The following is a 23,806-nucleotide window of genomic DNA, read 5'->3' on the forward strand; positions in this document are numbered from 1 at the left end:
CGCTCGCTCTTGGCGATCCGCCGAGGCGTCTCTATAAGGACCGCTCCGCAATTGCCTTGCGGGAGGTCCGAATGGCAGTATTTCACATGGTAATGCGAGGCCGCGAAGCTTAGGTCTCACCTGGCGTCCGGCGAAGGCTTGTCCTTCGCGCCGATGCCGGGTCGAGTACAGGCTTTTGCCGATGCCGGTCGCCACCCGATATCTAGGGCGCGCCGCCACCTATGCCGAACCTCCGCATATCAGGGCGAATTGCCCAGCGCGGTTTTCAATTTTTCGACCTTACCGGGACCGGGCATTTTTGCGCCCGGAGGACATCATGCCTCGTTTTCGAATCGATCTGCGTGCAAGCGCCTTTCGCAGCGTTCTTGGCTTCACGCTCAGCCACTGGCGGCGCCAGCCGTGGCGGCTTTCGCTGATCATGGGCAGCTTCCTGCTGTCGACCCTGGCCGATGTCTTGACGCCGCTCTATTCCGGCCGGCTGGTCGACGCCGTAGCCAGCAGTGCGTTGGCTGACGATGTCGCGTGGAATGCGGCAATGGCGGCGTTCTCCGCGCTCATCGCTTTGGCGCTGACCGGCGTGGTGCTGCGCAACCTGGCTTTCATGGGTATTGTCGAGCTGACGCTGAAGATGATGGCCGACATCGCCGCCGACGCGTTCTATCGCGTGCAGCGCTTCTCAACCGACTGGCACGCCAATAGCTTTGCCGGATCGACGGTGCGCAAGGTTACGCGCGGCATGTGGGCTCTCGACCTGCTCAACGACACCATCCTGATTGCGTTGCTGCCGTCGGTCGCCATGCTGGTCGGCTCGACGTTGCTGCTCGGCTGGTTCTGGCCGCTGATGGGGCTGGTCGTGGCAGTCGGCTCGCTGCTGTTCATCACCGTGACGGCGCTGCTGTCGCTCGGCTATGTCGCGCCCGCGGCACGGCTCGCCAACAGCTGGGATACGCGGCTTGGCGGCTCGCTTGCCGATGCGGTGAGCTGCAATGCCGTGGTCAAGGGTTTCGGCGCCGAGACGCGCGAGGAAACGCGTCTTGCCAAGGTCGTCGCCAAATGGCGCGCGCGGACCAGCCGCACTTGGGTGCGCGGCACCATCAACGGCACGACGCAAGGCGCCATGCTGCTGGTGCTGCGGACGGCAGTAATCGGCCTGTCGCTGATGCTGTGGGCCTGGGGCCAGGCAAGTGCGGGCGATGTCGCCTTCGTGCTGACCTCGTTCTTCGTGCTGCAGGGCTACCTCAGGGACATCGGCACGCATATCCGCAATTTGCAGCGTTCGGTCAACGACATGGAGGAACTGGTCGATTTCCAGTCGCAACCGCTCGGCGTCGAGGACCGGCCCGGCGCCAAGCCGATCCGGATCACGCATGGCCACATCGCCTTCGATAACGTCACCTTCCACTATGGTAGCCATCGCTTGCCGCTCTACCGCGACTTTTCGGCGGAGATAACGGCGGGCGAGCGGGTCGGACTGGTCGGCCATTCCGGCTCGGGCAAGACGACCTTCGTGAAGCTGATCCAGCGTCTCTATGATGTCAGCGGCGGCAGGATCCTGATCGATGGCCAAGACATCTCCCAGGTTGCACAGGCGTCGCTGCGCGCGCAGATTGCCATCGTCCAGCAGGAGCCCATCCTGTTCCACCGCTCGCTGGCGGAAAACATCGCCTATGCCCGTCCGGACGCCACGCAGGCCGAGATCGAGCATGCCGCCAAGCTCGCCAGCGCGCACGACTTCATCACCAGCCTGCCGAAGGGCTACGGCACGCTGGTCGGTGAACGCGGCGTGAAGCTGTCGGGCGGCGAGCGCCAGCGCGTGGCGATCGCACGCGCCTTCCTGGCGGATGCGCGCATCCTGATCCTGGACGAGGCGACATCGAGCCTCGATTCGGAATCGGAAGTGCTGATCCAGCAGGCGATGGAGCGGCTGATGGTCGGCCGCACGACGCTGGTCATCGCACACCGTCTGTCGACGGTGCGGGCGCTGGACAGGCTGCTCGTGTTCGACCGTGGCAAGATCGTCGAGGAAGGCTCGCATGACGAGCTGATCCGGCTGAAGGGCGGCATCTACCGCCGCCTGTTCGAGCGGCAGGCGCTGGAACTGACCAAGGGCCTGGTGATCTGAGCTGAACGCAGAGCCCTATCCGAGGGATAGGGCTCTGCCTAGTTCATCCAGGCATTCGCTCGAATGGCTGAAGCGCTGGGTCGATCGTGTCCCAGGCGTGGCCGCGCACGGTGTAGGTGACCGCCTGCGGGTCGAACTGGCCGGGATCGTCGAGGCTCGTGGCCTGGATCGCCGTCACCTCCGGCACGGCGACGAACGTTACGTAGACCGGCGTGCCGCAGGTCGGGCAAAAGGCCTGGGCCTTTTCATTGCCGCTGTCGGCGATCATCCGCCATGTGCTCGGCTCGCCGGTGATCTTTACGTCAGCGCGCCGGCCGAAGGTCACATAGGAACAATGGCCAGTACCGCTGCGCTTTTGGCAATCGAGGCATTGGCAGTGGTTCTGAAAGATCGGCTCGCCGCTGGCCTCATAGCGGATCGCGCCGCAGGCGCAGCCGCCGGTATAGTGCCTGGTCATTGTCGTTCTCCCGCTGTCAGATTGCTTCAGGCCGATTTCGGCTTGGCGAACAGGTCGATGCCTGTGCCGGTTTCGAGGAAGGATTTCATGCTGGACAGCACGGCCGGCCAGCCCTGGCTGATGCCCTTGGCCATGCCGCTGCCGGCTTCGAGCTCGTCATGGCTGACGGTCAGCTTGACCATGGTGTCGTATTCCTCGATGGCGAACGTCACCCGGCTGTGCTTGGTGGGATCGTCGGCCTGCGAGGCGTTGGCCCAGCTCATGACCAGGCGGGTCGGCGGCGAGATTTCGACCACCTTGCCGACGACTTCGACAGAGCGCTCCTCATTGGCGCGAATATGTTCCCATTTCGAGCCGGGCTTCCAGTCGGAGACGTTTTCGTGGCCCCAGTAGCGCTTGGCGATATCGGGCCTGGTGATGGCTTCGAACACCTTTTGTGGCGTCGATCTGATGTAGGTCACGTAGACAAAACTGGTGGTTTCCCGGGTCATTGGTCGTCTCCTTCGAGTTCTTGTTTCAGGTCGTGCAGCAGGCTCAGCCGCTGCCGTTCGAATTTTCGCACCCACCGCTCGTAGACTTCGTGCAGCGGCACGGGGTTGATGAAATGCAGCTTCTCTCGGCCACGCTTGACCGTGCTGATCAGATTGGCCGCTTCCAGCAGATCGATGTGCTGCGTGGCGGATTGCCTCGCCATGTCGAGATTTTCGCAAAGCTCGCCGAGCGTCTGGCCGTTCTTCTCACACAGAAGATCGAGCAGCATTCTGCGGGTCGGGTCGCCCAGCGCTTTGAAAACCTTGTCGGCGTCCATCGGTCTCACTCATCTTGAAGACACAATATGCAGGTAAATGCCTGCATGTCAAGCTGTGGCTAAGCTTGGCCTGAAGGGGAGGGATTTATAGTGTCGGATTGCTGGCGCGCGGAGCGAAGCACCGAGCCCGGAATCGGGGCAAGAACCGGTGCGGGCGCGCAGGACTATGCAGCGGTGGCTGTGAGCTAGGCTCTAACGACGAACTTGTCGGGATCGGCGCAGAAATGGGCGATGATCTGGCAGAGGTCCGGCTCGTTGACCATGCGTACGGCCTCGGCCCCATTGACCCATTTGCGGGTGCGCGCGCGCTTTTCCTTCCAGCGGTCGGCAACGTGCTCGACCTGCAGCGGAAACACCAGCACTTCGCAAGGGACTTCCTCGCCGGACGCGAGGGCCTTGGCGTAGAAGTAACGACCGGCCTCGAAGAGCGAAATCTTGCCACGCAATCCGGCTTCCTCGCCCGCCTCGCGCGCCGCTGCCTCGCAGAGCGGCTCCCTGGCCTCGGGCCAGCCCTTCGGCAGCACCCAACGCCCGGTGTCTCGGCTGGTGATCAGCATGATCTCGACGCCGTCTTCGTTATTGCGCCATGGCAAAGCGGCAACCTGCAGGCGACAAGGCGAAGTGCCGAAGAGCTTGCGGACCCTTTCAGCCAGATGGTCGTGTGTCGCCGGTGTCGTCAGCATCAGTGAAAGCTACCCCAGCCCTCAGAATCGTTAGCCGCCGTATGAATCTTACCGACAAGTGTAAGTCTTAAAAGTAAAAAACATCACACCGACCCGTCAAATCCGCCAACACCTGTCGATTCGACAGAACATTGTCCCTTCCAGTGCCTGTTTTCATAGCAAACGGGGCCGGTTTGGCCGTCTGGGCAGAAATGGGCTGGCGCGAATCAGCCGGCGTGATCGTCGGCGATCGGCTTCTGGTAGGTGAAACCCATGTCCCAGGGAAAGTAGATCCAGGTGTCCTGGCTGACTTCGGTGATGAAGGTGTCGACCAGCGGCCGGCCTTTCGGCTTGGCGTAGACGGTGGCGAAATGCGCCTTGGGCATCATGGCGCGCACGATGCCTGCCGTCTTGCCGGTGTCGGTGAGGTCGTCGATAATCAGCACGCCCGCGCCATCATCGGCGAGCAGCGCCGGCGTGATCTCCTTCAGCACCTGCAACTGCCCCTGGCTGGTGTAGTCGTGATAGGAGGCGACGCAGACCGTCTCGATGACGCGTATGCCGAGTTCGCGCGAGATGATGGCAGCGGGAACCAGGCCGCCACGGGTGATGCAGACGATGGCCTTCCACTGACCCTTGTTGGCGCCGGCAAGCCGCCAGGCGAGCGCCCGGGCATCGCGGTGGAACTGGTCCCAGGAGACCGGAAAGGCTTTTTCGGGAAGGGACATTCTGCACTCCGCGCGCAACATTGTGGAATGCGCGCGGAATTAACTGGAAAGTCAGGGCATTGGCAAGGGCGGGGCCAGTCTGTGGAGTTAACGCGACAAAAAGGCCGCCACCGGCACGCTGCGCAACACGGTGCGCGTGACGCCGCCGAACAAAAGCTGACGCAGCCAGGAATGGCTGTAGGCGCCGAGCACCAGAAGGTCGGCTCCGGTCTCGGCGATCCGGGTCTGGATGACGTCATCGACCGAGGCGTTGCCCGATTTCTGCACCGACACGCTGACCGTTGCGCCATGCCTGGAGAGTGCTGCGGCGATCTCGGCGCCGGCGGCTTCCGGGTTGTCATCCAGCGTATCCGGCGGATCGATGACCAGAATGTCGGTTTTCTCGGCCTCGATGATGAAGGGCAGCGCGTCGAAGGCGGCACGCGCCGCCTCCTTGCTGCCGTTCCAGGCCAGCAGCACATGTTTGAATGTGGTGACCAACGGCCCCTCATGCGGCACCACCAGCACCGGCCGGCCGGCATCGTAAACCAGCGCGTCGACATCGGCGCTCTGGTCGCCGCCGGTCTCGCGCTGCGCGGCGATGATCAGGTCGGCGGCGCGCACGCTGGAAATACCCGTCAGCGCGCTGTCGCCGGAAAAGCTCTCGAGGCTGCGCCATTCGAAGGAAAGGCCGGAATTCTCGATCTGCCCAACGAAAAGCGCCTGCAGTTTCTCGGCGCGCTCGCGGTTCATGTCGGCGGAGACCTGCAGGAACTCGGTGTCGGGGAAGCCGGTTGCCGAGGTGTAGGGAACGGGCAGCGCTTCGGCATGGATGCCGATGAGATGGCTCTCGAACCGGTCGGCAAGCGGGATGGCGCAGTCGAGCACGCGTTCGGCGTCCTGTTCGTTCTGCAATATGGCGACGATGGTCTTGAAGCGCATGCGAAATCCCTCAAATCTGCCGGCGCGTGCTGCGCCCGAGGGAAAACGTGGGAGTGCGGTGCTTGGTTCCGGCCCGGCGATGGGCCGCGAACCCAGGGTCAATTGGCGGCGGTGAAGCCGGCCACCATCGCCTCGACGTCCTTGCGTGCCGAATCCAGCGCCTCCTGGCTGCGGGCGCGGACGACCAGCTCCGTCCAGAACTTGCCGTCGCCATATTTCGGATACGAGCCGATGATGGTGTCGGGATGCGCCTTCTGGATATTGCCCAGGGGACCACCGATCAGGCCTTCGCCGAACGGGCAATGGACGGTGGCCGACAGCATCTTGGTGCCGGCCTTCAGCGTCGGCACGACATTGTCGAGCATGGCCTGGAAAATCGCCGGTACGCCGGCCATGACATGGACGTTGCCGATGCGAAAGCCGGGCGCGACGGAGACCGGATTGTCGATATGGTCGGCGCCGCGCGGCATGCGCGCCATGCGCTTGCGGGCCTCGGTGTATTCGATGCCGCGCGCGGCATAGCTCTCGCCCAGCATGGCATAGGCCTTGGCGTCGTATTCGCACGGCACCCCAAAAGCCTTGGAAACGGAATCGGCGGTGATGTCGTCATGCGTCGGGCCGATGCCGCCGGTGGTAAAGACATAGGTGTAGCGGGCGCGTACGGCATTCACCGCAGCGACAATCTCGTCCTCCTCGTCGGGAACGATGCGCACTTCCTTCAGGTCGATGCCGATGGCCGTCATGATGTCGGCGAGGTGGCCGATATTTTTATCCTTGGTGCGGCCGGACAGAATCTCGTCGCCGATGACAAGCATGGCGGCAGTGACGATTTCAGGCATGGAAGGCTCCGGCAAACAGGCCCGTTGGCAGACAAGGTCGCCTGAGGCAGAAAGAAGGTCGCCTGAGATAGCGCGACATCGAACTGGCGGCAATGCCGACACAAGCCGCCATCTGCCTTGCCGAGCGTTCGTCAGTGGGTGATGGTGCGCGCCGGTCCGCTCCCCGGGTGAAACATGCTGGTATCGATTCTGCTTGTCGCCGGCCTGTCCGTGCTGGCTCTCGTCATCGTGGCCTGCCTGGTGGCCGCTACGCTCTGGATTGCCGCCAAGGCCGAAAGGCTGGTGCCGGCCAGCGGAAACTTCGTCGAGATCGACGGCAGCCGCATCCATTATGTCGAAACGGGCGAGGGACGGCCGATCCTGTTCGTGCACGGACTTGGCGCGCAGCTCCACCAGTTTCGCCACACGCTGTTTGAGCGCTTTGGCCCTGGCTACCGCCTCATTGCACTCGACCGGCCGGGATCGGGCTATTCTGTTCGCGCGCGAGGAGCCACCGGCCGTCTGCCTGAACAGGCCGAGATCATCAGGCGCTTCATCGAAACACTCGGGCTGGAAAGGCCGCTCGTGGTCGGGCACTCGCTGGGGGGCGCCGTCGCGCTGACCCTGGCCTTGGAGCATCCCGGCGCGATTTCCGGCATCGCCTTGCTGGCGCCGCTGACCCATCTGGAAGCCGGCGTCCGCGAGAAAGCGGGCCTGCTCTATATCCGTTCGCGGCTTTGGCGCTGGATCATGGCCTACACCGTCGCGATACCGACAAGCCTCAGATATGCGCGGCAGACACTGGAGTTCATCTTCTCGCCGCAGGCCGTTCCCGCCGACTACATGATCGATGGCGGCGGATGGCTCGGGCTGAGGCCTGTCCATTTCCATGCGACCTCCACCGATTTCGTGGCGGTCGAAGAGGATCTTGGCCGCATCGAAGAGCGCTATGGAGAGATCGCCATGCCGGCCGGGATTTTCTTCGGGACAGCCGATCGCGTCATCGCCATGCGCATACATGGGGAGCCGATGAAGGACAGGATCGAAGGGCTCGATTTCGAGACGGTCGAAGGCCTCGGCCACATGCCGCAATTCGTCGAGCCGGACCGCGTCATCGCCTTCATCAAGCGCATTGCCGAGCGGACATTCGCCGGCCAAGACCTCACCACAGCCTCACAACAATTTCACTGAACCATTCGGCTGATATCCGGTTTACCCCGTGTCGCACCCAAGGCGGCGGATACGGAGTAATTCAATGTACAGGAAAGTTTTTGCAGCATCCGTGCTGACGATCGGTCTTGCCACATCGGCGATGGCGCAGTCATCGGACAGCACGTATTCCAACCATCACAGTTGGTGGCCGTTCGGGAACGAGCAGTCATCGACCGTCGACCAGAGCACCACCGGCAGCATCAATGCCGACGGCAGCCAAGGCTATGGCGGCGCTACGGGGCCGTGCGCCTCCGACCCGTCAGGACCCTATGGAAATGTGAGGCCCAACGTGAACGATCAATATTGCGGCAAGTGATCAAGCCGCGGCTTCGACTGACCGGCAGGATGTCCCGCCTGTTTGTTTTGACACGCAATTCCCAAGGGAATTGCTTAGGCGAGCATCCATGGCCGGCAGCGAAAGCTGAGGGGCAAGGATCAGTCGGAAACTTCGGTCTGCGGCCGGTCGCGGCCGTCGGCCAGTTCGTCGTGCCACTTGCCTTCGGCATCCTCATACTGGATGCCGTCCGTGGCGCCGGCGATCTGCTGTTCGGCCGAGGCGATCTCGGCGGCGCGCAGCGCATCCTGGTGGGTCGGGAATGTCTCCGAGAATGTTGAACCGACCTTGTAGGCCCAGCCCCCGTCATGCTCGACGATCTTGTAAGTCAGCTTCGCCATGAATCCTCCGGTTCGTCCGTCCGCTCAATGCGGCCCGTTTTTCATTGCAATTTGGGCTTCAATGCAACTTGGCGTCTGGCAGCCGGTCTTCGGGAACCAGCACTTCCGATTCCTTGGCCGCTTCGATCAAGGCCCTGCGTGCATCGGCCGTCGAACGATAACCTTCCAGCACTTTGAGGCAAGTGTCGAGAGCATCACGATGGCGCGGGCCGCGATTGAGCGGCCACACCGTCATCAGACACTCCGCCGCTTCCTGGGTGCTGCGGATCTGGCGATATTTGCCGACATGGCCGAGTTCGACCACGACCGGGGTTTCAAAAGGTTTGTTATCCATGATGGCCGCAACGCAAAGCAGCCAATATGGTTGCAAAAGTGGCCGTCAGCCTGCGCCCAAACGTCTCACCAACCGCAATCGTTGGTCTCAGTAACCGCAGTCGTTGCGCAGCCAGTGGGCGTTGGCCCAGCCGGTCCGTCCGCCGATTTCGACCTGGTACCAGTTGCCCCGGCGGTCGAAAATCTCCGTGTGGTCGCCGTTGAACAATTGCCCGATCATGCGCGACGACGAGTTCGGCCGTGCGCGCACGGCGAGAAACCCGCTGCCGGTATCCAGATCGTAGTGCCTGGACAGGCCGTGCACCGTGCCTTCGCAATATTGCGCGCCGACCGGAGACGACGCGGCGAACGACAGTGCGACCACCAGAGCGGCTGCCGCCGGATAGATTGCCCTTGATGCCATGGACTTTGCTCCCAATCCGGCCGCCAAGGCGGCCTGCCCCCAGGGACTATAGCGGGCGGATTAAAGCGAAGCTGCGGCAATCTGTCCAGCAGATGCGTTTGGCGCATCCGTCGGCGCTGCCTGTTCAGCCCTTCGTCCAATGCTGCATCGTCGTCACCGAGCGGGCGAGCTGTGGCGCGGGATGGATTTTCTCGCTGAAGGTGGCGGCGGCGCGCCAGCCCCAGCGCGGATCGGCGAGGAAGGCGCGGGCCAGCGCGACCATGTCGGCGCGGCCGTCGGCGACGATCGCCTCTGCCTGCGAGGGATCGTCGATCAGGCCGACAGCCCGTGTCGGGATGCCGGCGCCCTTGCGCACCGCTTCGGCCAGATGCACCTGATAGCCGGCGCCGGTCGGCAGCTTCTGCAACGGCGAATTGCCGCCGCTCGAACAGCAGATATAGGCAACATTAAGCGCCTTCAAGGCTTTGGCCACCTCGATCGCCTCGTCGACCTCGAAGCCGCCATCGACCCAGTCCTTTACCGACAGGCGGGCGCCAAGCATCAGGTTTGGAACTGCCTTCCTCACCGATTTGGCGATCTCGATGAGGAAACGCATGCGGTTTTCCAGCGAGCCGCCCCAGCGGTCGGTGCGCTGGTTGGAAAGCGGCGACAGGAACTGAAAGATCAGATAGCCGTGCGCGGCGTGCAACTCGAGGAAGTCGAAGCCGGCGCGCTCGGCCCGCCTCGCGGCTTGAGTGAAGCGCTCGATAAGCTGCAGGATTTCATCCTCCTCCAGCGCATGCGGCACATTCCAGCCGGTGTCATAGGCGATGGCCGAGGCCGAGACGGTCTGCCAGGGATCCTCGCCCGGCTGCAATGGGCCGCCGCCTTCCCAGGGCTTTCGGTTGGAGGCCTTGCGGCCGGCATGGGCAAGCTGAATGCCGAATTTCGTTTCCGGCGCGGCGACGCGCCTTGCTGCATCCAGCGTGCGCCGGGCGGCCGCCTCGTTGTCGTCGGAATAGAGGCCGAGGCAGCCATGGGTGATGCGGCCGCGCCGTTCGACGTCGGTCATCTCGACGGTGACCATGCCGGCGCCCGACATCGCCAGGTTCATCCAGTGATAGAGATGCCAGTCGCTGGCCGAGCCATCTTCGGCGGAATACTGGCACATCGGCGCAACCGCGATACGATTCGGAAAGGTCAGGCCATCGAGGGCGATCGGCTGGAAAAGCGCTGCGGTCATCAAAAAAACTCCGGAGAGGGACTGCAGCTATTTAGGCGATGGCAGTTGCCGGCGCCAGACACGTGGCGGTGAAAGCTTCGCCGTTTCGGTTGCGCGCAAAACCGTTCGCGGTTACGCCATGGCGCCGACAGCTTGGAGCTCATCATGGAAGATCGTATCCGCATCCGCTCGGAGGAAGTCCTGTCCGACGACTGGGCGGTCCTGAAGAAGACCGTTCTCGATTACCGTCGGCGCGACGGGCAGTGGGAGACGCAGATTCGCCAGACCTACGATCGTGGCGACGGCGCGGTGATCCTGCCTTTCGATCCCGAGCGTCAGACGGTGCTTCTGGTGCGGCAGTTCCGCTACCCCGCCTACGTCACCGGCCACCGCGAACCGCTGATCGAGGCCTGCGCCGGCCTGCTCGACAAAAACGATCCCGAAACCGCCATCCTCAAGGAGGCCGAGGAAGAGCTCGGCTATCGCTTACAGAACATCGAGCGGCTGTTTTCCCCCTATATGAGCCCAGGCAGCGTCACTGAACGGCTGTGGTTCTTTGTGGCGCGCTATTCACCCGCCGACCGCATCTCGGCCGGCGGCGGCGCGGCCGACGAGGGCGAGGACATCGAGGTTCTGGAAATGCCTCTTGATGAAGCGCTGGCCGGCATTTCAGACGGCCGCATCATCGACGCCAAGACGATCATCCTGATCCAGCATTTGAAACTGTACCCGATGAAGGGCTAGCTCGGCGAAGCTCGACGTGCCTCACTGCTGCGGGCAGGGTGGCACGTCCACTTCGCGGATGAAGTTGCGCAGGTTGCAAGGACACCGGAATGGCGCGTGGCGCAAAGGCATGGCTGAAGCGAAACAGCGCGCGGGCATCTCTCCTGTTGCTGAACGCCGCGCTGCTTGTCCGCTACCGCCGGTTGACCCAGCGTTTCCTGGAGCGGATGCGGCATCTGCCGAATTTTGCAGCCCCGGTGACGTTCACGGAAAAGATCCACTGGCGCAAGATTTTCGATGACGATCCTCGCTTTGCCGGTCTTCTCGACAAGCTCAAGTCCAAGGAAATCGTCAGGGAGCGGCTTCCCGGGCTCGCCATCCCTGAGGTGCTGTGGCAGGGCGACGATCCGCGCCAGATCCCCTTCGATGACCTGAAAATCCCCTACGCCGTCAAATGCAACCACGGTTGCGCCATGAATGTCATCGTTCGCGATCCGGCCAACGCCGACCGGGAGGCGATCATTGCCGAGATGACGGAATACCTTGGCCAAACCTATGGCGCCCGCAAGCTGGAGCGCAGCTATGCGCACATAGAGCGGCGGGTTTTCGTCGAAGCACTTGTGGGCAAGGACCAGGGCTATGACCCGGTCGACTACAAATTCTGTGTGCTGGCTGGCCGCGTCGCCTACATCGTCGTCGTCGCCTTCCGTTCCACGGTCAAGAATACCGCCCACCTGGATCGCGATTGGCGCCCGCTGAACATTGCCCAGGGCGCGATCGACTCGAGCCTGGAAATTCCCCCTCCCAAGAGCCTTGCGCGGATGATCGAGGCAGCCGAGGCGCTCGGCAGCGAGTTCGACATGGTGCGTGTCGATTTCTACGAGGAGGAGGGGGAGCCGATCTTCGGAGAATTCACGGTCTACCCACGCAGCGGCTTGCTGCAATTCGACCCGGCTGCCTTCGACCGCGAACTGGGCGAGCATTGGGATATTGGCGCGTCAGGTTACCTAAGTTGTTTGCCCAGCCGATTTGCCCAACGGTACAAGGCAATGCTCGTCGCCGCCGGCTATCTCGACGTTTGAGATGGCTGCCTTGGTGGCGTGCTACCCGAAGCTCGAAGAGCGAAGGGTGGTGCGGAGAACCCATACGATTAGAGATCGAGGGAAACTGATAGCTCAGCAGGGAGTCGTGATTTCGAAGTGCCGTCTCAACTGAGCCGTAGCGGTCAATTCGTCCTGCTGGGATCAATCTTCGTGAGCCGCTGCCTGGTCTCGACCATGCGCCTTTGCGCAGATCGGATTCGGCAACACAAGGCGAGATCGATAGCGACGCCGCAATCTTCGTCCAGCAAGTTTTCGGCTCGTTCGAGATCCAACTTTGCCCGGCCGACGCGCTGACGGGCTCTGGCCAGTTCCAAGTTCATCAGGTCCATTGTTGCGCTTCCTTTTGGGTTGCGGTCCCTTCGGAACACCAAACCGTGCCGAGCGCTTTGGTTCCTGCGGCGACTCGGCCGATTGCCGCTAAGGTATCAGGAAGCTCTCCCACGTCCCGACTGGGTCGAGATCATTTGACAAAATCTTTCAGCTTGTTGAGTCGACTGTCGCCAGAGGCCTTCCGGCCTTCAGGACACGCCGCCTCGCAGATCGTATCCTGCTGGATAAAGCGAGGTTCTCAGCCACCATTTTCTCGCTGAGTACCAGCGCGAACTCGGTTTGTTTGATGCGCTGCTGAGCATCAGCGAGTTGCATCGTGAAAAGATCGGTTGCCATTGTTGATCCGGGATCCGCGAGATTCATGATTGCGTAACACATGGCGGGCGAAATCGTTCCTAGTTGTCGGGCGAAGCCGGTGCCGCAAAGGGCGGCTGAGTTTGAACTTCCCACCCGGCCAGACGTCCGCGAGCGCCAAGGCATCGAGAGCCCAGTGATCGGAGGGCCACGACGAGCGGGCGCAACCCGACCACTTAAGTGATCAGCCTCGCTACAGCCTTGACAGGTACAGTCGCGGCCTCATCAAGGGGAGGTATCAATGGTCTCGGCGATTGGAAACCAACATCGGCAGGCAGCTGAAACTCGACCGAAACCCGCAAAGACAGAACCGGGCGAAGGATTTGCGCCAGGCAAAAGCGCAGACAGCGTAGGACATCGCGCCAAGGCAATGGCGGCAGAAAGTGGCGACACGGATTCTGGCGCCCAGGGGCGCGCCGCATCGACAATCGCCAGGATGGATATCACCGTTTTGGCTCCACAGAGCGAAGAGCCGCCTTTGGAGTAGCCCGGGCGGCCGTGCCGCTGCCTCGGTCCTTGTGCAGCACAACGCGCGCTGGCTACGCTCGGTGGACATTGTCGTCTCGAAACACTTCGGGCGTTGCACTGCCGCGAGCCGCCTTCGCTGCTGGTCGAGGGGCTGTAACCCTTGGTGAGGCCGGCATCGCCTCGCCGGTCGTTGCGAGCCCACGATCGCGCGGCCAAGCGACCTTCCCTGTGTCGGTCTCTATTTGATACTAGGGGACGGCGGTTTCATCACGGGCAATTGCAGCTGGTCAATGGTTGCGACGATGCCGGCGGCAATGGCTTCCGCCTCATGGATCAGTTCCGGACCATAGAGCCCATTGACCATCTCTTCGCTCGGCAGCACGCCAGGAGGACAGTGCTCTTCCATTGTGCGCCGGATGAGCGTCAGCGCTGCCCGGCATTGGTCGGCTTCGATCTTCATAGCCCTTCAAACATCCAATTCGTCTAAAATGTTCCGGAACTAATTTAGCAATTGCTAATTGAAGTCGCAGTTCTGAGAGTCAGTGCATGCGTCTGAAATTCATCAAGCCTATGGAACCCGAACTGGTCGACACGCCGCCGATGGGCGATGATTGGATTCATGAGATCAAATTCGATGGCTACCGCACCCAGGTCATCAAGGATGATGACGGGATTCGGCTGATCACCAAGAACGGTTATGATTGGACGGGCCGCTACATCCAACTTGCCGGTGAGGCGGAAGCGATCGAGGCGAAAGACTTCATCATCGACGGCGAGACCATTACGATCAATGAGGCTGGCCTATCCGACTTCCATGCGCATCAATCAGCCGCGACCAGCCGCAAGCCTTCGCGCGATCTGTATCTGCTAGCATTCGACCTCTTGCACCTGAACGGGCATGACTTGCGGAACACGCCGGTGGAAGACCGTCGCGAGATACTCCGGGCGTTGATCCCGGAAGGCGGCCGAATTCAGTTCAGCGAAGCGATGCCGGGCACTGGCGACGCCGTCTTTCACCTGGTCGACCAGGCTGGGCTTGAAGGTATCGTTTCAAAGCGGAAGGGCAGCAAGTATCGGTCGGGTCCGACGACGAACTGGCGCAAGATCAAGTGCTATGCCGAAAAGGAGATGGACATCATCGGCGTGCAGCGCGAGGCCGGCAAGCCTGCCATGGTGCTGATGGCCGACAAAGGCCACTATGCCGGCGGCGCCTTCGTCACCTTCAAGGCGGACAAGCGCCAGCGCCTATGGGACCGCGTGCAAGGCAAGATTGGCGGGCCGGCGCCGAAAGGGCTCAAGAGTGACAAGGCCGAATGGCTAAAGCCGGGCCTGGTCGGCCGCGTGCGGTTCCTGAAGGGCGAGGAGAAGCTTCGCCATGCCAAGCTGCTGGATTTCCGGGAGGAGACTTAGCCCGGAGGCTTGTCCCGGGGCTGTGCCGGTCCTGTCCCGTTCCACTGGATGAACTTCGCCCTCTGGCCGGTGATGGTCTCGATCGACTTCAACAGGGGTCCATGGACCTTACGTAGAGCTTGGTAGTGCTCGCCGTGGTACGCCAGGAGCGGCCCGACGATGCTCTTGTGCAGCGCTTCGGCTGCCGCCAGGAAGCGCTCGATTTCAGCCCGGGAAAGTTGTTCCGAAGGTTTGGTTCTGGCCATTGGCGCTCTCCATTGAGGGGTCGCCGCAACGAGGACTATAATCCTACATGCCGGACTGCCTGACAAGAGGGCTCGCCGGCCTTACCCCGCAGGTAGCAGTAGGGCGACGGCGCCAAGCGCAGCCATCAGGAGCAACCACCAGCAAAGATGAGCAACGGCAGGCCCGGCGACCTCCTTTGGCACACGGACAAACAAGAAGGTCGCCGAGCCTTACCGGCGCTGCTTTGTGAGGGAGACGACGCCGGATGAGATGAGAGTATGCGATCGTGCTAATCTCTGCGAACCATGCGAACGAAGGAAAGCCTTGTGGCACGGACGTTGAGATCAAGGTCGGCGGGGCGCTGATGCAGGATTCTTCCAAAGCGGTAGTGAGTCCAGAGCGGAACATTAGCGTCGGCTAACGGTTAATTCGGCAGTGTTCCGAACCGTGATTGGTAGAGCGATGGTGACGTTTCATCTTGTCTATTTTTCCGGCCTCACGGCAGACCAGCTGCTAGGCAGCGCCGTTCCTATCCTGGCGTGTTTGCTGCTTTATAACGCTCTGGCTACGGACGCCTAACTGATGGGTCGGCCAGCGGCCGGCCTCCTTGGCAGCCGGCGATTGCCATCCCGATGCCAACTTCAAGACCTATCACGAGGCCAAAGACAAGCTTGCCGACGAAATCAATGGCGAGGGCCGGACAGGACGCCACACGTCCAGGCAGGGCTCTCTGACGGCATTGGCGATGGCCCGTTGGCAATTCGGGGGTCCATTGTTCCCATTTCTGTTTCTCCCAAAACTGCCCGCTGCCTCACGGTGGCGAGCTTTTTCGTTATAGGGCCCTCCGCGCTGGGCAATCTGTTCCATGAGCTTCTGTGATGCCTCTATGACGCGGCAAACCTTGGAAAAGGTTTCCGTGGCAGGACCGGGGTACGATTCTAACCAACTACCGCTGTATAGGCCACTAGCGCCCGACGATCCGGCTAATCATGTCGTCATCAGGTGCGCTGTCGGTGAATTCCCGTAGCAGCGCCTTCGCGTGGTCTACCCAATGCTCTTCAGCCAGGTTCAACTCCCGAACGGATCTCCTGAAGGTCTCGCACACCACATCGAAATCGAAGGCGTCAATGCTGTAGCCTTCCTCGTCATGGTCCATCGGCCGCCTCCCCTATGGGGGAAACTGTACGGAATCGTACGAAGCAAGTGCAAGCGCATTCAAAAGCAATTGGCTGATGCGGCCCGATCGTTCCACAATGTGTTGCTAATATGCAGCACCGACTGAATCTCCGATCAGCGGCACTTGTGGTTGGTTCCAACAGCTGCACGTTGACGGCAAGATGCCAAAGCCAACGACATGCGGGCGACGAAGATGGACAAGCGACAAAACACAAGAAATGTTGAGTTGGTCGGTCTTCTGGCCGTGCCGTTGTCAGTTCTAATCACGCTGCTGATAGCTGGAATGATCCTTTGCTGAAATGTTTGAGTGGCAAAAGGCTGGGGCGGCGGGTTTTTCCCCTTTGAAAGAAGTCACGATGTCCCAATCCGTCGAACCCCCGATATTGCCAGAGGATAGCCCAGACCGTGAGGTGAACTGTGAAGTCGCATTAGAAGCCGCGTTTGCGGCCTTGGTGACTGCGTCAGAAGCGCAAGGTTGGACGCCACAGGAAACGGCTGCAACTCTTCTTAAAATCGCGACGGAGCATGCCCACCGGGTTGAGGCCGCTGCGGCCCCAGCCGGCTCCCGTTCTGCGGCCACATCCTGATCTCATAATGACCGTCAAGGCCGGACGACGCGTATTTCTCATGTCGGCCTTCATTGTAAGTTCCGGTACGGAGATCCTTCGAAAGGCACCCTCGATGTCGACATGCTCCATAGCGTATGAAGAGCTACCAGCACGCTTGTAATATAGCTTTTGACGCTGCGGTGTGGTCGACGTTTCCGACCGTGGCACGTCGATGACCATGAGCTCGGCGTTTTGGTCGGCATTCGATGCAAATCCAGCGACGCGGATACCGTCGTTTTTCGGATGCAGTAAATCCCCAACTGCCGAGCTTACGACCGAAGGGGCTACTTTCCAGTTCGGGATTGGCTCAAGCGCAGTTGCGCAGTCGGCCCGTCACTGTTCTTACGGCAGCCAATACCGAACACCAAAACACCACCGGCCGAATTGATGAAGGCTGACAGTGCTTTTGCCAACGCCGCCCGACCATCCTTAGTTGGTTGTTCGTGAGGTGTGAAAGCGGGCCCCTGTTTTCCAACCGCAGGTGTCTTTAAGTCTAGCTAGGCTTTCCTCAACTGCTCATTTAGCAGAGCTTCCCTATGAGCGACCAAGTCTTGAAAATCCAGCATGGCAGTTCCCGGCTTTGTATCCCGGCTGCCCCTGCGGCTACCTGCGTCAGCCTTTTCTATGGTAGCCAGTGAGTTCGTACAGAACGAATCCTAAAACTAAGCATTTCAATTGGTGCGGACGACGGGAATCGAACCCGTACGATCAGAGATCGAGGGATTTTAAGTCCCTTGCGTCTACCAATTCCGCCACGTCCGCAGGCCAGCCCTTTTCAGACGCCAGCGAAAACCCGTCAAGCCATCTTTTGCCGAGTGTCGGACTCATGAAAGGTGGTTCGTGATGGCAAAACAGTTGGTTGTTGCCAAAATCTCAGTCGCCGAGAAGGCTCAGAATTTGTAGCTGAGATTGATACCGACCGCGTTCAGCTTCACATCCTGATCGCGATCGTTGAAGGGTTCCGCCACGTCATAGTGCTCGGAGCCGAAATCGTAATAGCGATATTGCGCGCCGACGATGAATTTGTCGGTCAGCGCATAGTCAACGCCGGCGCCCAAGGTCCAGCCGATATTCGTGCGTGTGCCGGCGAACGACGCGCCCGCGACTTGCGACGTTTCGATGCCGGCAAAGGCGACGCCGCCGACGCCGTAGACCAGCACGCGGTCCATGGCGAAGCCCGCTTTGGCGTTTACAGATCCGAACCACTTGATGTCCGTGCGGAATGTGCTTCCAAGGCCTGATACCGCCGTACCGTCGACGGCGGAATAATTGAGCTCCGCCTCGGCGCCGAGCACCGCCTGATCGAACTGCCACAGGCCGGCGACATGGCCCCCGACGAAACCGCCGTCAATATCGGGCGAGATGGAAAACGGCGCGCCTTCCGTCACTGATATGTCGGACTGGCCCCAGCCGTAGCCGGCCTGCAGGCCGGCATAGTAGCCGGTCCAGTCGAAGCCTGGTTCGGTCATCGGCACCGCCATCGGGTCGGCGGCGAATGCCGGCGCGGCCAGAGCGATCAGAAATCCGGCACTGGCAATCGTCAGACACCGCATCGAGTTCTCCGAAAAGGCTGTTCAGAAGGCGCCTTGCCGGAAGGTAATCCTATTCGCCGCAAAACGGAACCCATTGTTCAACAATCGGAAGCACCCGTTGCTGCGCTGGGTGCTCTATCTTGGGGGGCGCTATTTGGCGTCGATGAAGTCCAGCGCCGCCTTGCTATATTCGTCCGGCGCCTGCAGCATGGCGAAATGGCTGGCGTTGGGCAGGATGATGAGCTTGGCGCCCGGAATGACGGAGGCCATGTATTCGGTGTGTTCGCGCTTGATCGCCTCGTCATGGTCGCCGGCAACGATCGCAGTCGGCGTGGTTATCTTGCCGAGCTGTTCCTTGGTCCAGGCCGGCTCCGACTCCCACATGTGGCTGATCTGCGCCACGAAGGCATCGTACTGGTCGGGAGTCTTCGACAGTTTCTTGTAGTCGCGTCCCGAGCGGTCGATATAGGCGGCAAAGGTCTTGTTGGTCAGCACACCCGGATCGACGCCATCGGTGGTGACGTTGGCGGCCTGCGCAAAGAGCCTTGTCAGCCGCTCCGGATGATGCAGCGCGATGTCGATGCCGATAATGCCGCCGTCGCTCCAGCCGACAAGAGCGGTCTTGTCGATCTTGAGATAGTCGAGCAGCGCAAGATAGTCCGACGCCATGAGGTCATAGCCGTAAGGCTGCTCGGTGCGGGTAGAGCGGCCATGGCCGCGGCTGTCGGCGATAATAACCTTATGCGTCTTGGACATGGTCGCCACCTGGCTTGCCCAGATGTCGCCATGGCCAAGGCCGCCATGGATCAGGAGAATCGGATCACCGGCGCCGAAAACGGCGTAGTACATCTGAATGCCGTTGACCGGCGCATATCCGCTCTGTTCAGGCTTGGGCATGGCCGCCGGTTCGGGCAAGGTCTGCCAACGTTCCTCGGCGGATGCAAAGCCGGCCGAGATCAGGAACAGGGTGACGAAGGCGAGTGCTTTCAGGAACCGGGTCATGACTTCACCTCAGGAGGTTTCGGCCTCATCACAACAAAAACCCGCCTCGCGGCGGGTCGTCGGCGCAAATCAGCACCGTCGGCAGAATAGTAGCATAAGTGCCGGCACAAGCCAAACTGAATGACCGCCGTGACGCTCGCCGGTGTGAACGGGTGCAGCGCATCCGCCGATCATCGAGCGGATTTCGTCCGTGATCGCTGGCCAAAACCTTGCCGGCTTGGCACAGTCTGGCAAACAGGAGTCTTTCATGGCCAAGCAGCCGTCGGCGACGAAACCCAAGCCCTGGACCGAGATGGCGACGCATCTGGTCGACGTCGCGACGGGGCGCAAGCCTGCCGATCTCGTCATTCGCAACGGCCGCTGGGTGAACGTGCACTCCGGCGAAATCATAGCCGGCACCGACATCGCCATATCAGGCGGCCGCTTCGCCTATTGCGGGCCGAATGCCAGCCATGCCATCGGCCAGGGCACCAAGGTGGTCGACGCCGGCGGTCGCTATCTCGTGCCCGGCCTGTGCGACGCGCACATGCATGTCGAGAGCGGCATGGTGACGGTGACCGAGTTCTGCCGCGCCGTCATCCCGCACGGCACCACCTCGATGTTCATCGATCCGCACGAGATCGCCAATGTGCTGGGTCTGCCCGGCGTGCGGCTGATGCATGACGAGGCCGTCGCCATGCCGATCAACGTCCATGTCCAGATGCCGTCCTGCGTGCCGTCCGCGCCGGGGCTGGAGCATGCCGGGGCCGAACTGACGGTCGCCGATGTCGCGGAAGCGATGACCTGGGAAAACATCATCGGGCTCGGCGAAGTGATGAATTTTCCCGGTGTCGTGGCCAACGATCCGGTGATGTCGGGCGAGATAGCCGCCACGGTGCGAGCGGGCAAGACGGTCGGCGGCCACTATGCGTCGCGCGATCTCGGCCTGCCGTTCCATGGCTATGTCGCCGGCGGGCCGGAGGACGACCATGAAGGCACGCGCGCCGAGGACGCGATCGCCCGCGTGCGCCAGGGCATGAAGGCAATGCTGCGGCTGGGCTCGGCCTGGTACGATGTTGCCTCGCAGATCAAGGCGGTGACCGAGAGCGGGCTCGACCCGCGCAACTTCATCCTGTGCACCGACGACAGCCATTCCGGCACGCTGGTGCATGAAGGCCATATGGACCGGGTGGTGCGCCACGCCATCCAACAGGGATTGAAGCCGGTGACGGCGATCCAGATGGCGACGCTGAATACCGCCCAGCATTTCAAGCTGGAGCGCGAGATCGGCTCGATCGCGCCGGGACGGCTGGCCGATCTGCTGATCGTCGCCGATCTCGCCGCCATGACCATCGACGAGGTCTATGGCCGCGGTATCAGGCTGGCCAAGGGCGGCAAGCTCGAGATCGACATCCCGGCCTATGATTACCCCAAATCGGCGAAGAACACCGTCAAGCTCGGCAAGAAGCTGAAGCCAGGCGACTTCGACATTGCGGCGCCCAAGGGCGCCAACGAGGTGCGGGTGCGGGTCATCGGCGTGATCGAAAACCAGGCGCCGACGCGGGCGCTGGAGGCCGACCTGCCGGTCGAGGACGGGCTGGTCGCCATGGACCGCCGCAACGACATCTGCCAGATCGCGCTGGTCGAGCGCCACCGCGGCACCGGCGGCGTCACCAATGCCTTCGTCTCAGGCTTCGGCTATATGGGCGACTGCGCCATTGCGTCGAGCGTCGCACATGATGCCCACCACATCATCTGCGTCGGCACCAACAAGGAAGACATGGCGCTGGCCGTCAACCGCCTGGGCGAGGTCGGTGGCGGCGTGGTGCTGTTTTCAAAGGGCAAGGAACTGGCGCTTGTCGAAATGCCGATCGCCGGGCTGATGTCGGACGAGCGCGCCGAAATCGTGGCGGCCAAGGCCGAGAAACTCACCGAAGCAATGCGCAAGATGGGCTGCTCGCTCAACAACGCCTACATGCAGCACTCGCTGCTGGCGCTGGTCGTCATTCCGGAGCTCAGGATTTCCGATGTCGGCCTGATCGACGTGACGACGTTCCAGAAGGTCGATCTTTTTATCTGAGATCAGCCCGCTGCTTGGCTCTCATCCGCCGGTGGCGATGGTCAGCACCTTGAATGGCGTGGTGATGATGATCTCGGCGACGGATCCGACTGCCTTGCCGAGGCCTCGGCCGAGATTGTCGATCTGGCCCTGCGTGGGTTCGTCCGATGCCAGGCCGGCTGGAGCGCGCAGACGGTCGCCGAGCAATTGCACCAGGAACGGGTTGTCGGCGAATTTGGCGTGGTTCAGGCGGTCGCCGCCCTTGATCTGGCTGAGGTCGGCCACAACGACGCCGTAACTGGCAATGTCGGCGGCGTTGCCGTAGTCGCCGACGCGCGGCTTGTCGCCGGATAGCAGGCTGGACAGTCTCAGAGCACGGTCGTCGGCGGAAAGCAGGATGACGAACGGCCTGTCGGGCTTGCCGTAGCGGATCATCTGCTTCTTGAAGACGTCGACATCGATATCGGGCGATGCCAGGACGACACGGCCGAGCTTGCCGTCGAGATCGCGGTCGCCGGTGATGGCGAGCTGGCGCAGCGCTTCCATCGTCACCCAGGTTCCCATCGAATGCGCGATGATGTCGATGCTCTTGACCTTTGTCTTGGCGAGCATCCTGAGCGTCGCCTCGAGGTCGTCGCGCGCGGCGTTGGCGCTGTCCTTGTCGTAGATATAGCCCGTGGTCTTGCCGCTCGAAGCCCACGAAAACAGGATCGGCGTGCCGGGATATTCGGTGTCGTGGGCGATCTGCGCCAGCCGGTAGACCCCGTCGTCGAAGCCGTTGTTGAAGCCGTGGACGAAGACCAGCGCGCGGTCGCCATTCATGGTGATGTTGGCGCCGACGGCCTTGGCGAATTGCGAGGCGTCGCCATAGTGGACGACGTCGGTGGCGGTGAATTGCTTGGCCGGGTTCGAATTTGCCGAGCCCTTGGCGCGCTCGATGGCGCCGACCTGGTGGACCTTCGGCACGGTGACGTCGACGCGGGCGTAGCTGGTGGTCAGCGAGCGATCGCCATCGAACACCTGGCGTGGGTCCTTGGTCGCCTGCTTGCGGGTGGTGGCGACGAAGATTTCGTGGGTGGCCGCGATGTCGGAGGCAGGCACCGAAACCGTCGTCTCGTTCAACAGGTCATGGGTGTTCGGGCCGGCGCAGCCGGCGGCAGCGAGCGCGAACGCAAGGACCAGGACAGTCTTCCAACGCTCGTTCACGCGGGCTCCCGCTGGCGCATTGGCGCCGATTTCAATGTCGTAGAGGCAGAGACCGGCCCGGTCCAGTTGAAAGTGATCGGGCCGAGCGGCATTCGCGACCTCACGCGGCGACGGTCGCCGCAAGGCGACAGCCTTATTGTCCGAGCGCGCTGATACGGTCGGTCACCGTCTGGTCGCTGGCAAAGCCGTCATCCTCGCGCAGCCGCTGGCCGATCATCTTCACCAGTTCGGGATTGTCGGCGAATTTGGTGTGGTTGAAGCTGTCGCCTCCCTTGACCTTGGAGAGGTCGACCACGGTGACGCCATAAGCGGCGAGGTCGGCGGCATCCTTGTAGTCGCCGACGCGTGGCCGCGAGCCGGCGATCAGGCCTGAGAGCCGCAGCGCCCGGTCGTCGTCGGAGAGCAGCAGGATGAACGGCTTGTCCGGCTTGCCGTAGCGGCGCATCTGGCTCTTGAAGACGTCGACGTCGATGTCGGGAGAGGCCAGCACGACATCGCCGAGCTTGCCGCCGAGATCGCGGTCGCCGGTGATGGCCATCTGGCGCAGCGTTTCCATGGTCACCCAGGTTCCGAGCGAGTGGGCGACGATGTCGATGCGCCGCGCGCCGGACTGCTGCAGCATGCGCAATGTCACCTCCAGCTGATCGCGGGCGGCGCTGGCGCTTTCCTTGTCATAGACATAGTCGGTGGTTCTGGCGCCGGATGCCCAGGAAAACAGCACCGGCGTGCCGGGATAGCCGGAATCGTGGACGATCTGGGTCAGGCGGTAGACCGCGTCGTCGAAGCCGGTGTTGTAGCCATGCACGAAGACCATGACGCGGCCGCCGCGCGCGGCAATGTCGGCATTGAGCGCGCTTGAGAATTGAGGCTGCGCATCGTAGCCGACGACCTCGGAAGCCATGAAGTATTTCGCCGGGTCGTTCGACTTGCCGCGCGAGCGGCGCTCGATCTGGCCGGTCTGGTGGGTGCCGGGAACGGTGACGGTGACGCGGGCGTAGTTCAGCGTCGCCGAGCGTTCGCCGTCGAAAACTTTGTTGGGATCGTCGGATTTCTTGCGTGTGGTGGCAATGAAGATCGAGTGATTGCCCGAGATTTCGGTCACCGGCGTGGACATGACGGCGCTGCCGAGCAGTTCCTCGGTTTTGCGGCCGCCGCAGCCGGCGATCAACAGGGCAAGTGCAAGAATGCAAATCGTCTTCAAACGCACGTCAAAAATTCCAATCGAAAGATGAATTCACATAGAATTCACTTTGAGGCCCAAAGGCCTGTCTACCCTCGGCCCGTCTACCCT

Annotated in this window: 26 protein-coding genes and 1 tRNA gene; 7 read left to right on the forward strand and 20 right to left on the reverse strand. The window is 61.9% G+C overall.

The features are described from left to right. Positions 1 to 316: 316 nt before the first annotated feature. Entirely contained in the window at positions 317 to 2,122 is a 1,806-nt protein-coding gene (locus NKI88_RS03665) for an ABC transporter ATP-binding protein (protein WP_023735337.1), read from the forward strand. Between the two features lie 43 nt (positions 2,123 to 2,165). On the opposite strand, the gene NKI88_RS03670 is transcribed toward NKI88_RS03665, so the two are convergent. The 7 genes from NKI88_RS03670 to NKI88_RS03700 form a co-directional block, all read right to left on the reverse strand. Beyond that, positions 2,166 to 2,579: a GFA family protein gene (locus NKI88_RS03670; RefSeq protein WP_352653766.1), complete on the reverse strand. Its 414-nt coding sequence runs from the start codon at positions 2,577 to 2,579 to the stop codon at positions 2,166 to 2,168. A 26-nt stretch (positions 2,580 to 2,605) separates the two neighbouring features. Then, positions 2,606 to 3,070: an SRPBCC family protein gene (locus NKI88_RS03675; protein WP_023748750.1), complete on the reverse strand. Its 465-nt coding sequence runs from the start codon at positions 3,068 to 3,070 to the stop codon at positions 2,606 to 2,608. Next, the gene (locus NKI88_RS03680) at positions 3,067 to 3,387 is read right to left on the reverse strand and encodes an ArsR/SmtB family transcription factor (RefSeq protein ID WP_023681541.1); all 321 of its coding nucleotides are present in this window, start codon (positions 3,385 to 3,387) and stop codon (positions 3,067 to 3,069) included. Before NKI88_RS03680 ends, NKI88_RS03675 begins: the two co-directional genes overlap by 4 nt. Before the next feature lie 185 nt (positions 3,388 to 3,572). Next, a complete protein-coding gene (locus tag NKI88_RS03685) occupies positions 3,573 to 4,070 on the reverse strand; it encodes an NUDIX hydrolase (protein ID WP_023667541.1) in 498 nt (165 codons plus the stop codon). A 206-nt stretch (positions 4,071 to 4,276) separates the two neighbouring features. Continuing rightward, a complete protein-coding gene (gene gpt / locus NKI88_RS03690) occupies positions 4,277 to 4,777 on the reverse strand; it encodes a xanthine phosphoribosyltransferase (protein WP_023667540.1) in 501 nt (166 codons plus the stop codon). A gap of 87 nt (positions 4,778 to 4,864) precedes the next feature. Beyond that, positions 4,865 to 5,698, reverse strand: a complete 834-nt coding sequence (locus NKI88_RS03695) for a universal stress protein (RefSeq protein WP_023667539.1) — start codon at positions 5,696 to 5,698, stop codon at positions 4,865 to 4,867. 98 nt (positions 5,699 to 5,796) lie between these two features. Continuing rightward, positions 5,797 to 6,537: a competence/damage-inducible protein A gene (locus tag NKI88_RS03700; protein ID WP_352653767.1), complete on the reverse strand. Its 741-nt coding sequence runs from the start codon at positions 6,535 to 6,537 to the stop codon at positions 5,797 to 5,799. A 174-nt stretch (positions 6,538 to 6,711) separates the two neighbouring features. Here NKI88_RS03700 and NKI88_RS03705 point away from each other — a divergent pair, with 174 nt between their 5' ends. Further along, positions 6,712 to 7,707: an alpha/beta fold hydrolase gene (locus NKI88_RS03705; RefSeq protein WP_352653768.1), complete on the forward strand. Its 996-nt coding sequence runs from the start codon at positions 6,712 to 6,714 to the stop codon at positions 7,705 to 7,707. A gap of 64 nt (positions 7,708 to 7,771) precedes the next feature. Then, positions 7,772 to 8,044 carry a hypothetical protein gene (locus NKI88_RS03710; RefSeq protein ID WP_023688343.1) on the forward strand — a complete coding sequence of 91 codons (273 nt, stop codon included), beginning with the start codon at positions 7,772 to 7,774 and terminating at the stop codon, positions 8,042 to 8,044. A gap of 119 nt (positions 8,045 to 8,163) precedes the next feature. Here NKI88_RS03710 and NKI88_RS03715 read toward each other — a convergent pair whose 3' ends face one another. The 4 genes from NKI88_RS03715 to NKI88_RS03730 all read right to left on the reverse strand — a co-directional run bounded on the left by NKI88_RS03715 (position 8,164) and on the right by NKI88_RS03730 (position 10,361). Next, positions 8,164 to 8,403, reverse strand: a complete 240-nt coding sequence (locus NKI88_RS03715) for a DUF2188 domain-containing protein (RefSeq protein WP_023667535.1) — start codon at positions 8,401 to 8,403, stop codon at positions 8,164 to 8,166. A 58-nt stretch (positions 8,404 to 8,461) separates the two neighbouring features. Continuing rightward, positions 8,462 to 8,740, reverse strand: coding sequence for a DUF982 domain-containing protein (locus NKI88_RS03720; protein WP_032891817.1), 279 nt, complete (start codon positions 8,738 to 8,740; stop codon positions 8,462 to 8,464). An 84-nt stretch (positions 8,741 to 8,824) separates the two neighbouring features. Continuing rightward, on the reverse strand, positions 8,825 to 9,139 hold the full coding sequence (locus NKI88_RS03725; RefSeq protein ID WP_023691186.1) for an SH3 domain-containing protein: 315 nt from the start codon (positions 9,137 to 9,139) through the stop codon (positions 8,825 to 8,827). Positions 9,140 to 9,263: 124 nt separating this feature from the next. Then, positions 9,264 to 10,361 carry an NADH:flavin oxidoreductase/NADH oxidase gene (locus NKI88_RS03730; RefSeq protein ID WP_352653769.1) on the reverse strand — a complete coding sequence of 366 codons (1,098 nt, stop codon included), beginning with the start codon at positions 10,359 to 10,361 and terminating at the stop codon, positions 9,264 to 9,266. 144 nt (positions 10,362 to 10,505) lie between these two features. Here NKI88_RS03730 and NKI88_RS03735 point away from each other — a divergent pair, with 144 nt between their 5' ends. Together NKI88_RS03735 and NKI88_RS03740 are read left to right on the forward strand one after the other, a co-directional pair. Continuing rightward, a complete protein-coding gene (locus tag NKI88_RS03735; RefSeq protein WP_023667531.1) occupies positions 10,506 to 11,084 on the forward strand; it encodes an NUDIX domain-containing protein in 579 nt (192 codons plus the stop codon). A gap of 89 nt (positions 11,085 to 11,173) precedes the next feature. After that, complete coding sequence (locus NKI88_RS03740; RefSeq protein ID WP_352653770.1) at positions 11,174 to 12,145, forward strand: ATP-grasp fold amidoligase family protein; 972 nt, start codon at positions 11,174 to 11,176, stop codon at positions 12,143 to 12,145. 143 nt (positions 12,146 to 12,288) lie between these two features. Here the strand turns inward: NKI88_RS03740 and NKI88_RS03745 are convergent, their stop codons facing one another. Together NKI88_RS03745 and NKI88_RS03750 are read right to left on the reverse strand one after the other, a co-directional pair. Further along, positions 12,289 to 12,495 (reverse strand): hypothetical protein, encoded by a 207-nt coding sequence (locus NKI88_RS03745; RefSeq protein WP_023815363.1) that lies wholly within the window; start codon positions 12,493 to 12,495, stop codon positions 12,289 to 12,291. A gap of 1,061 nt (positions 12,496 to 13,556) precedes the next feature. After that, positions 13,557 to 13,778, reverse strand: a complete 222-nt coding sequence (locus NKI88_RS03750) for a hypothetical protein (protein ID WP_023681532.1) — start codon at positions 13,776 to 13,778, stop codon at positions 13,557 to 13,559. An 86-nt stretch (positions 13,779 to 13,864) separates the two neighbouring features. Between NKI88_RS03750 and NKI88_RS03755 the strand changes: the two genes are divergently transcribed. Next, a complete protein-coding gene (locus NKI88_RS03755; protein ID WP_023738947.1) occupies positions 13,865 to 14,728 on the forward strand; it encodes an ATP-dependent DNA ligase in 864 nt (287 codons plus the stop codon). On the opposite strand, the gene NKI88_RS03760 is transcribed toward NKI88_RS03755, so the two are convergent. The 5 genes from NKI88_RS03760 to NKI88_RS03780 form a co-directional block, all read right to left on the reverse strand. After that, complete coding sequence (locus tag NKI88_RS03760) at positions 14,725 to 14,973, reverse strand: hypothetical protein (protein WP_023695401.1); 249 nt, start codon at positions 14,971 to 14,973, stop codon at positions 14,725 to 14,727. The genes NKI88_RS03755 and NKI88_RS03760 overlap by 4 nt on opposite strands. Positions 14,974 to 15,917: 944 nt before the next feature. Then, complete coding sequence (locus NKI88_RS03765; protein WP_023667524.1) at positions 15,918 to 16,109, reverse strand: hypothetical protein; 192 nt, start codon at positions 16,107 to 16,109, stop codon at positions 15,918 to 15,920. A gap of 1,304 nt (positions 16,110 to 17,413) precedes the next feature. After that, a tRNA-Leu gene (locus tag NKI88_RS03770) sits at positions 17,414 to 17,499 on the reverse strand. 128 nt (positions 17,500 to 17,627) lie between these two features. Then, positions 17,628 to 18,290 (reverse strand): outer membrane protein, encoded by a 663-nt coding sequence (locus tag NKI88_RS03775; protein ID WP_023702493.1) that lies wholly within the window; start codon positions 18,288 to 18,290, stop codon positions 17,628 to 17,630. 129 nt (positions 18,291 to 18,419) lie between these two features. Next, positions 18,420 to 19,271, reverse strand: coding sequence for an alpha/beta fold hydrolase (locus NKI88_RS03780; protein WP_023702492.1), 852 nt, complete (start codon positions 19,269 to 19,271; stop codon positions 18,420 to 18,422). A 247-nt stretch (positions 19,272 to 19,518) separates the two neighbouring features. Here NKI88_RS03780 and ade point away from each other — a divergent pair, with 247 nt between their 5' ends. Next, complete coding sequence (gene ade, locus NKI88_RS03785) at positions 19,519 to 21,330, forward strand: adenine deaminase (protein WP_023751503.1); 1,812 nt, start codon at positions 19,519 to 19,521, stop codon at positions 21,328 to 21,330. A gap of 21 nt (positions 21,331 to 21,351) precedes the next feature. Here ade and NKI88_RS03790 read toward each other — a convergent pair whose 3' ends face one another. Together NKI88_RS03790 and NKI88_RS03795 are read right to left on the reverse strand one after the other, a co-directional pair. Next, a complete protein-coding gene (locus NKI88_RS03790; protein ID WP_352653771.1) occupies positions 21,352 to 22,515 on the reverse strand; it encodes an alpha/beta hydrolase in 1,164 nt (387 codons plus the stop codon). A 133-nt stretch (positions 22,516 to 22,648) separates the two neighbouring features. Beyond that, complete coding sequence (locus tag NKI88_RS03795; RefSeq protein WP_023695396.1) at positions 22,649 to 23,722, reverse strand: alpha/beta hydrolase; 1,074 nt, start codon at positions 23,720 to 23,722, stop codon at positions 22,649 to 22,651. Between the last annotated feature and the right edge of the window lie 84 nt (positions 23,723 to 23,806).

Source organism: Mesorhizobium sp. M0317, from assembly GCF_040321555.1.
In the GTDB taxonomy this organism is placed as follows: Bacteria; Pseudomonadota; Alphaproteobacteria; order Rhizobiales; family Rhizobiaceae; genus Mesorhizobium.

What these genes read in the sequence shown, in the direction of transcription:
- NKI88_RS03665 (WP_023735337.1), top strand. Translation starts at nt 317, where the DNA reads ATGCCTCGTTTTCGAATCGATCTGCGTGCAAGCGCCTTTCGCAGCGTT.
- NKI88_RS03670 (WP_352653766.1), bottom strand. Translation starts at nt 2,579, where the DNA reads ATGACCAGGCACTATACCGGCGGCTGCGCCTGCGGCGCGATCCGCTAT.
- NKI88_RS03675 (WP_023748750.1), bottom strand. Translation starts at nt 3,070, where the DNA reads ATGACCCGGGAAACCACCAGTTTTGTCTACGTGACCTACATCAGATCG.
- NKI88_RS03680 (WP_023681541.1), bottom strand. Translation starts at nt 3,387, where the DNA reads ATGGACGCCGACAAGGTTTTCAAAGCGCTGGGCGACCCGACCCGCAGA.
- NKI88_RS03685 (WP_023667541.1), bottom strand. Translation starts at nt 4,070, where the DNA reads ATGCTGACGACACCGGCGACACACGACCATCTGGCTGAAAGGGTCCGC.
- gpt (WP_023667540.1), bottom strand. Translation starts at nt 4,777, where the DNA reads ATGTCCCTTCCCGAAAAAGCCTTTCCGGTCTCCTGGGACCAGTTCCAC.
- NKI88_RS03695 (WP_023667539.1), bottom strand. Translation starts at nt 5,698, where the DNA reads ATGCGCTTCAAGACCATCGTCGCCATATTGCAGAACGAACAGGACGCC.
- NKI88_RS03700 (WP_352653767.1), bottom strand. Translation starts at nt 6,537, where the DNA reads ATGCCTGAAATCGTCACTGCCGCCATGCTTGTCATCGGCGACGAGATT.
- NKI88_RS03705 (WP_352653768.1), top strand. Translation starts at nt 6,712, where the DNA reads ATGCTGGTATCGATTCTGCTTGTCGCCGGCCTGTCCGTGCTGGCTCTC.
- NKI88_RS03710 (WP_023688343.1), top strand. Translation starts at nt 7,772, where the DNA reads ATGTACAGGAAAGTTTTTGCAGCATCCGTGCTGACGATCGGTCTTGCC.
- NKI88_RS03715 (WP_023667535.1), bottom strand. Translation starts at nt 8,403, where the DNA reads ATGGCGAAGCTGACTTACAAGATCGTCGAGCATGACGGGGGCTGGGCC.
- NKI88_RS03725 (WP_023691186.1), bottom strand. Translation starts at nt 9,139, where the DNA reads ATGGCATCAAGGGCAATCTATCCGGCGGCAGCCGCTCTGGTGGTCGCA.
- NKI88_RS03730 (WP_352653769.1), bottom strand. Translation starts at nt 10,361, where the DNA reads ATGACCGCAGCGCTTTTCCAGCCGATCGCCCTCGATGGCCTGACCTTT.
- NKI88_RS03735 (WP_023667531.1), top strand. Translation starts at nt 10,506, where the DNA reads ATGGAAGATCGTATCCGCATCCGCTCGGAGGAAGTCCTGTCCGACGAC.
- NKI88_RS03740 (WP_352653770.1), top strand. Translation starts at nt 11,174, where the DNA reads ATGGCGCGTGGCGCAAAGGCATGGCTGAAGCGAAACAGCGCGCGGGCA.
- NKI88_RS03745 (WP_023815363.1), bottom strand. Translation starts at nt 12,495, where the DNA reads ATGGACCTGATGAACTTGGAACTGGCCAGAGCCCGTCAGCGCGTCGGC.
- NKI88_RS03750 (WP_023681532.1), bottom strand. Translation starts at nt 13,778, where the DNA reads ATGAAGATCGAAGCCGACCAATGCCGGGCAGCGCTGACGCTCATCCGG.
- NKI88_RS03755 (WP_023738947.1), top strand. Translation starts at nt 13,865, where the DNA reads ATGCGTCTGAAATTCATCAAGCCTATGGAACCCGAACTGGTCGACACG.
- NKI88_RS03760 (WP_023695401.1), bottom strand. Translation starts at nt 14,973, where the DNA reads ATGGCCAGAACCAAACCTTCGGAACAACTTTCCCGGGCTGAAATCGAG.
- NKI88_RS03765 (WP_023667524.1), bottom strand. Translation starts at nt 16,109, where the DNA reads ATGGACCATGACGAGGAAGGCTACAGCATTGACGCCTTCGATTTCGAT.
- NKI88_RS03775 (WP_023702493.1), bottom strand. Translation starts at nt 18,290, where the DNA reads ATGCGGTGTCTGACGATTGCCAGTGCCGGATTTCTGATCGCTCTGGCC.
- NKI88_RS03780 (WP_023702492.1), bottom strand. Translation starts at nt 19,271, where the DNA reads ATGACCCGGTTCCTGAAAGCACTCGCCTTCGTCACCCTGTTCCTGATC.
- ade (WP_023751503.1), top strand. Translation starts at nt 19,519, where the DNA reads ATGGCCAAGCAGCCGTCGGCGACGAAACCCAAGCCCTGGACCGAGATG.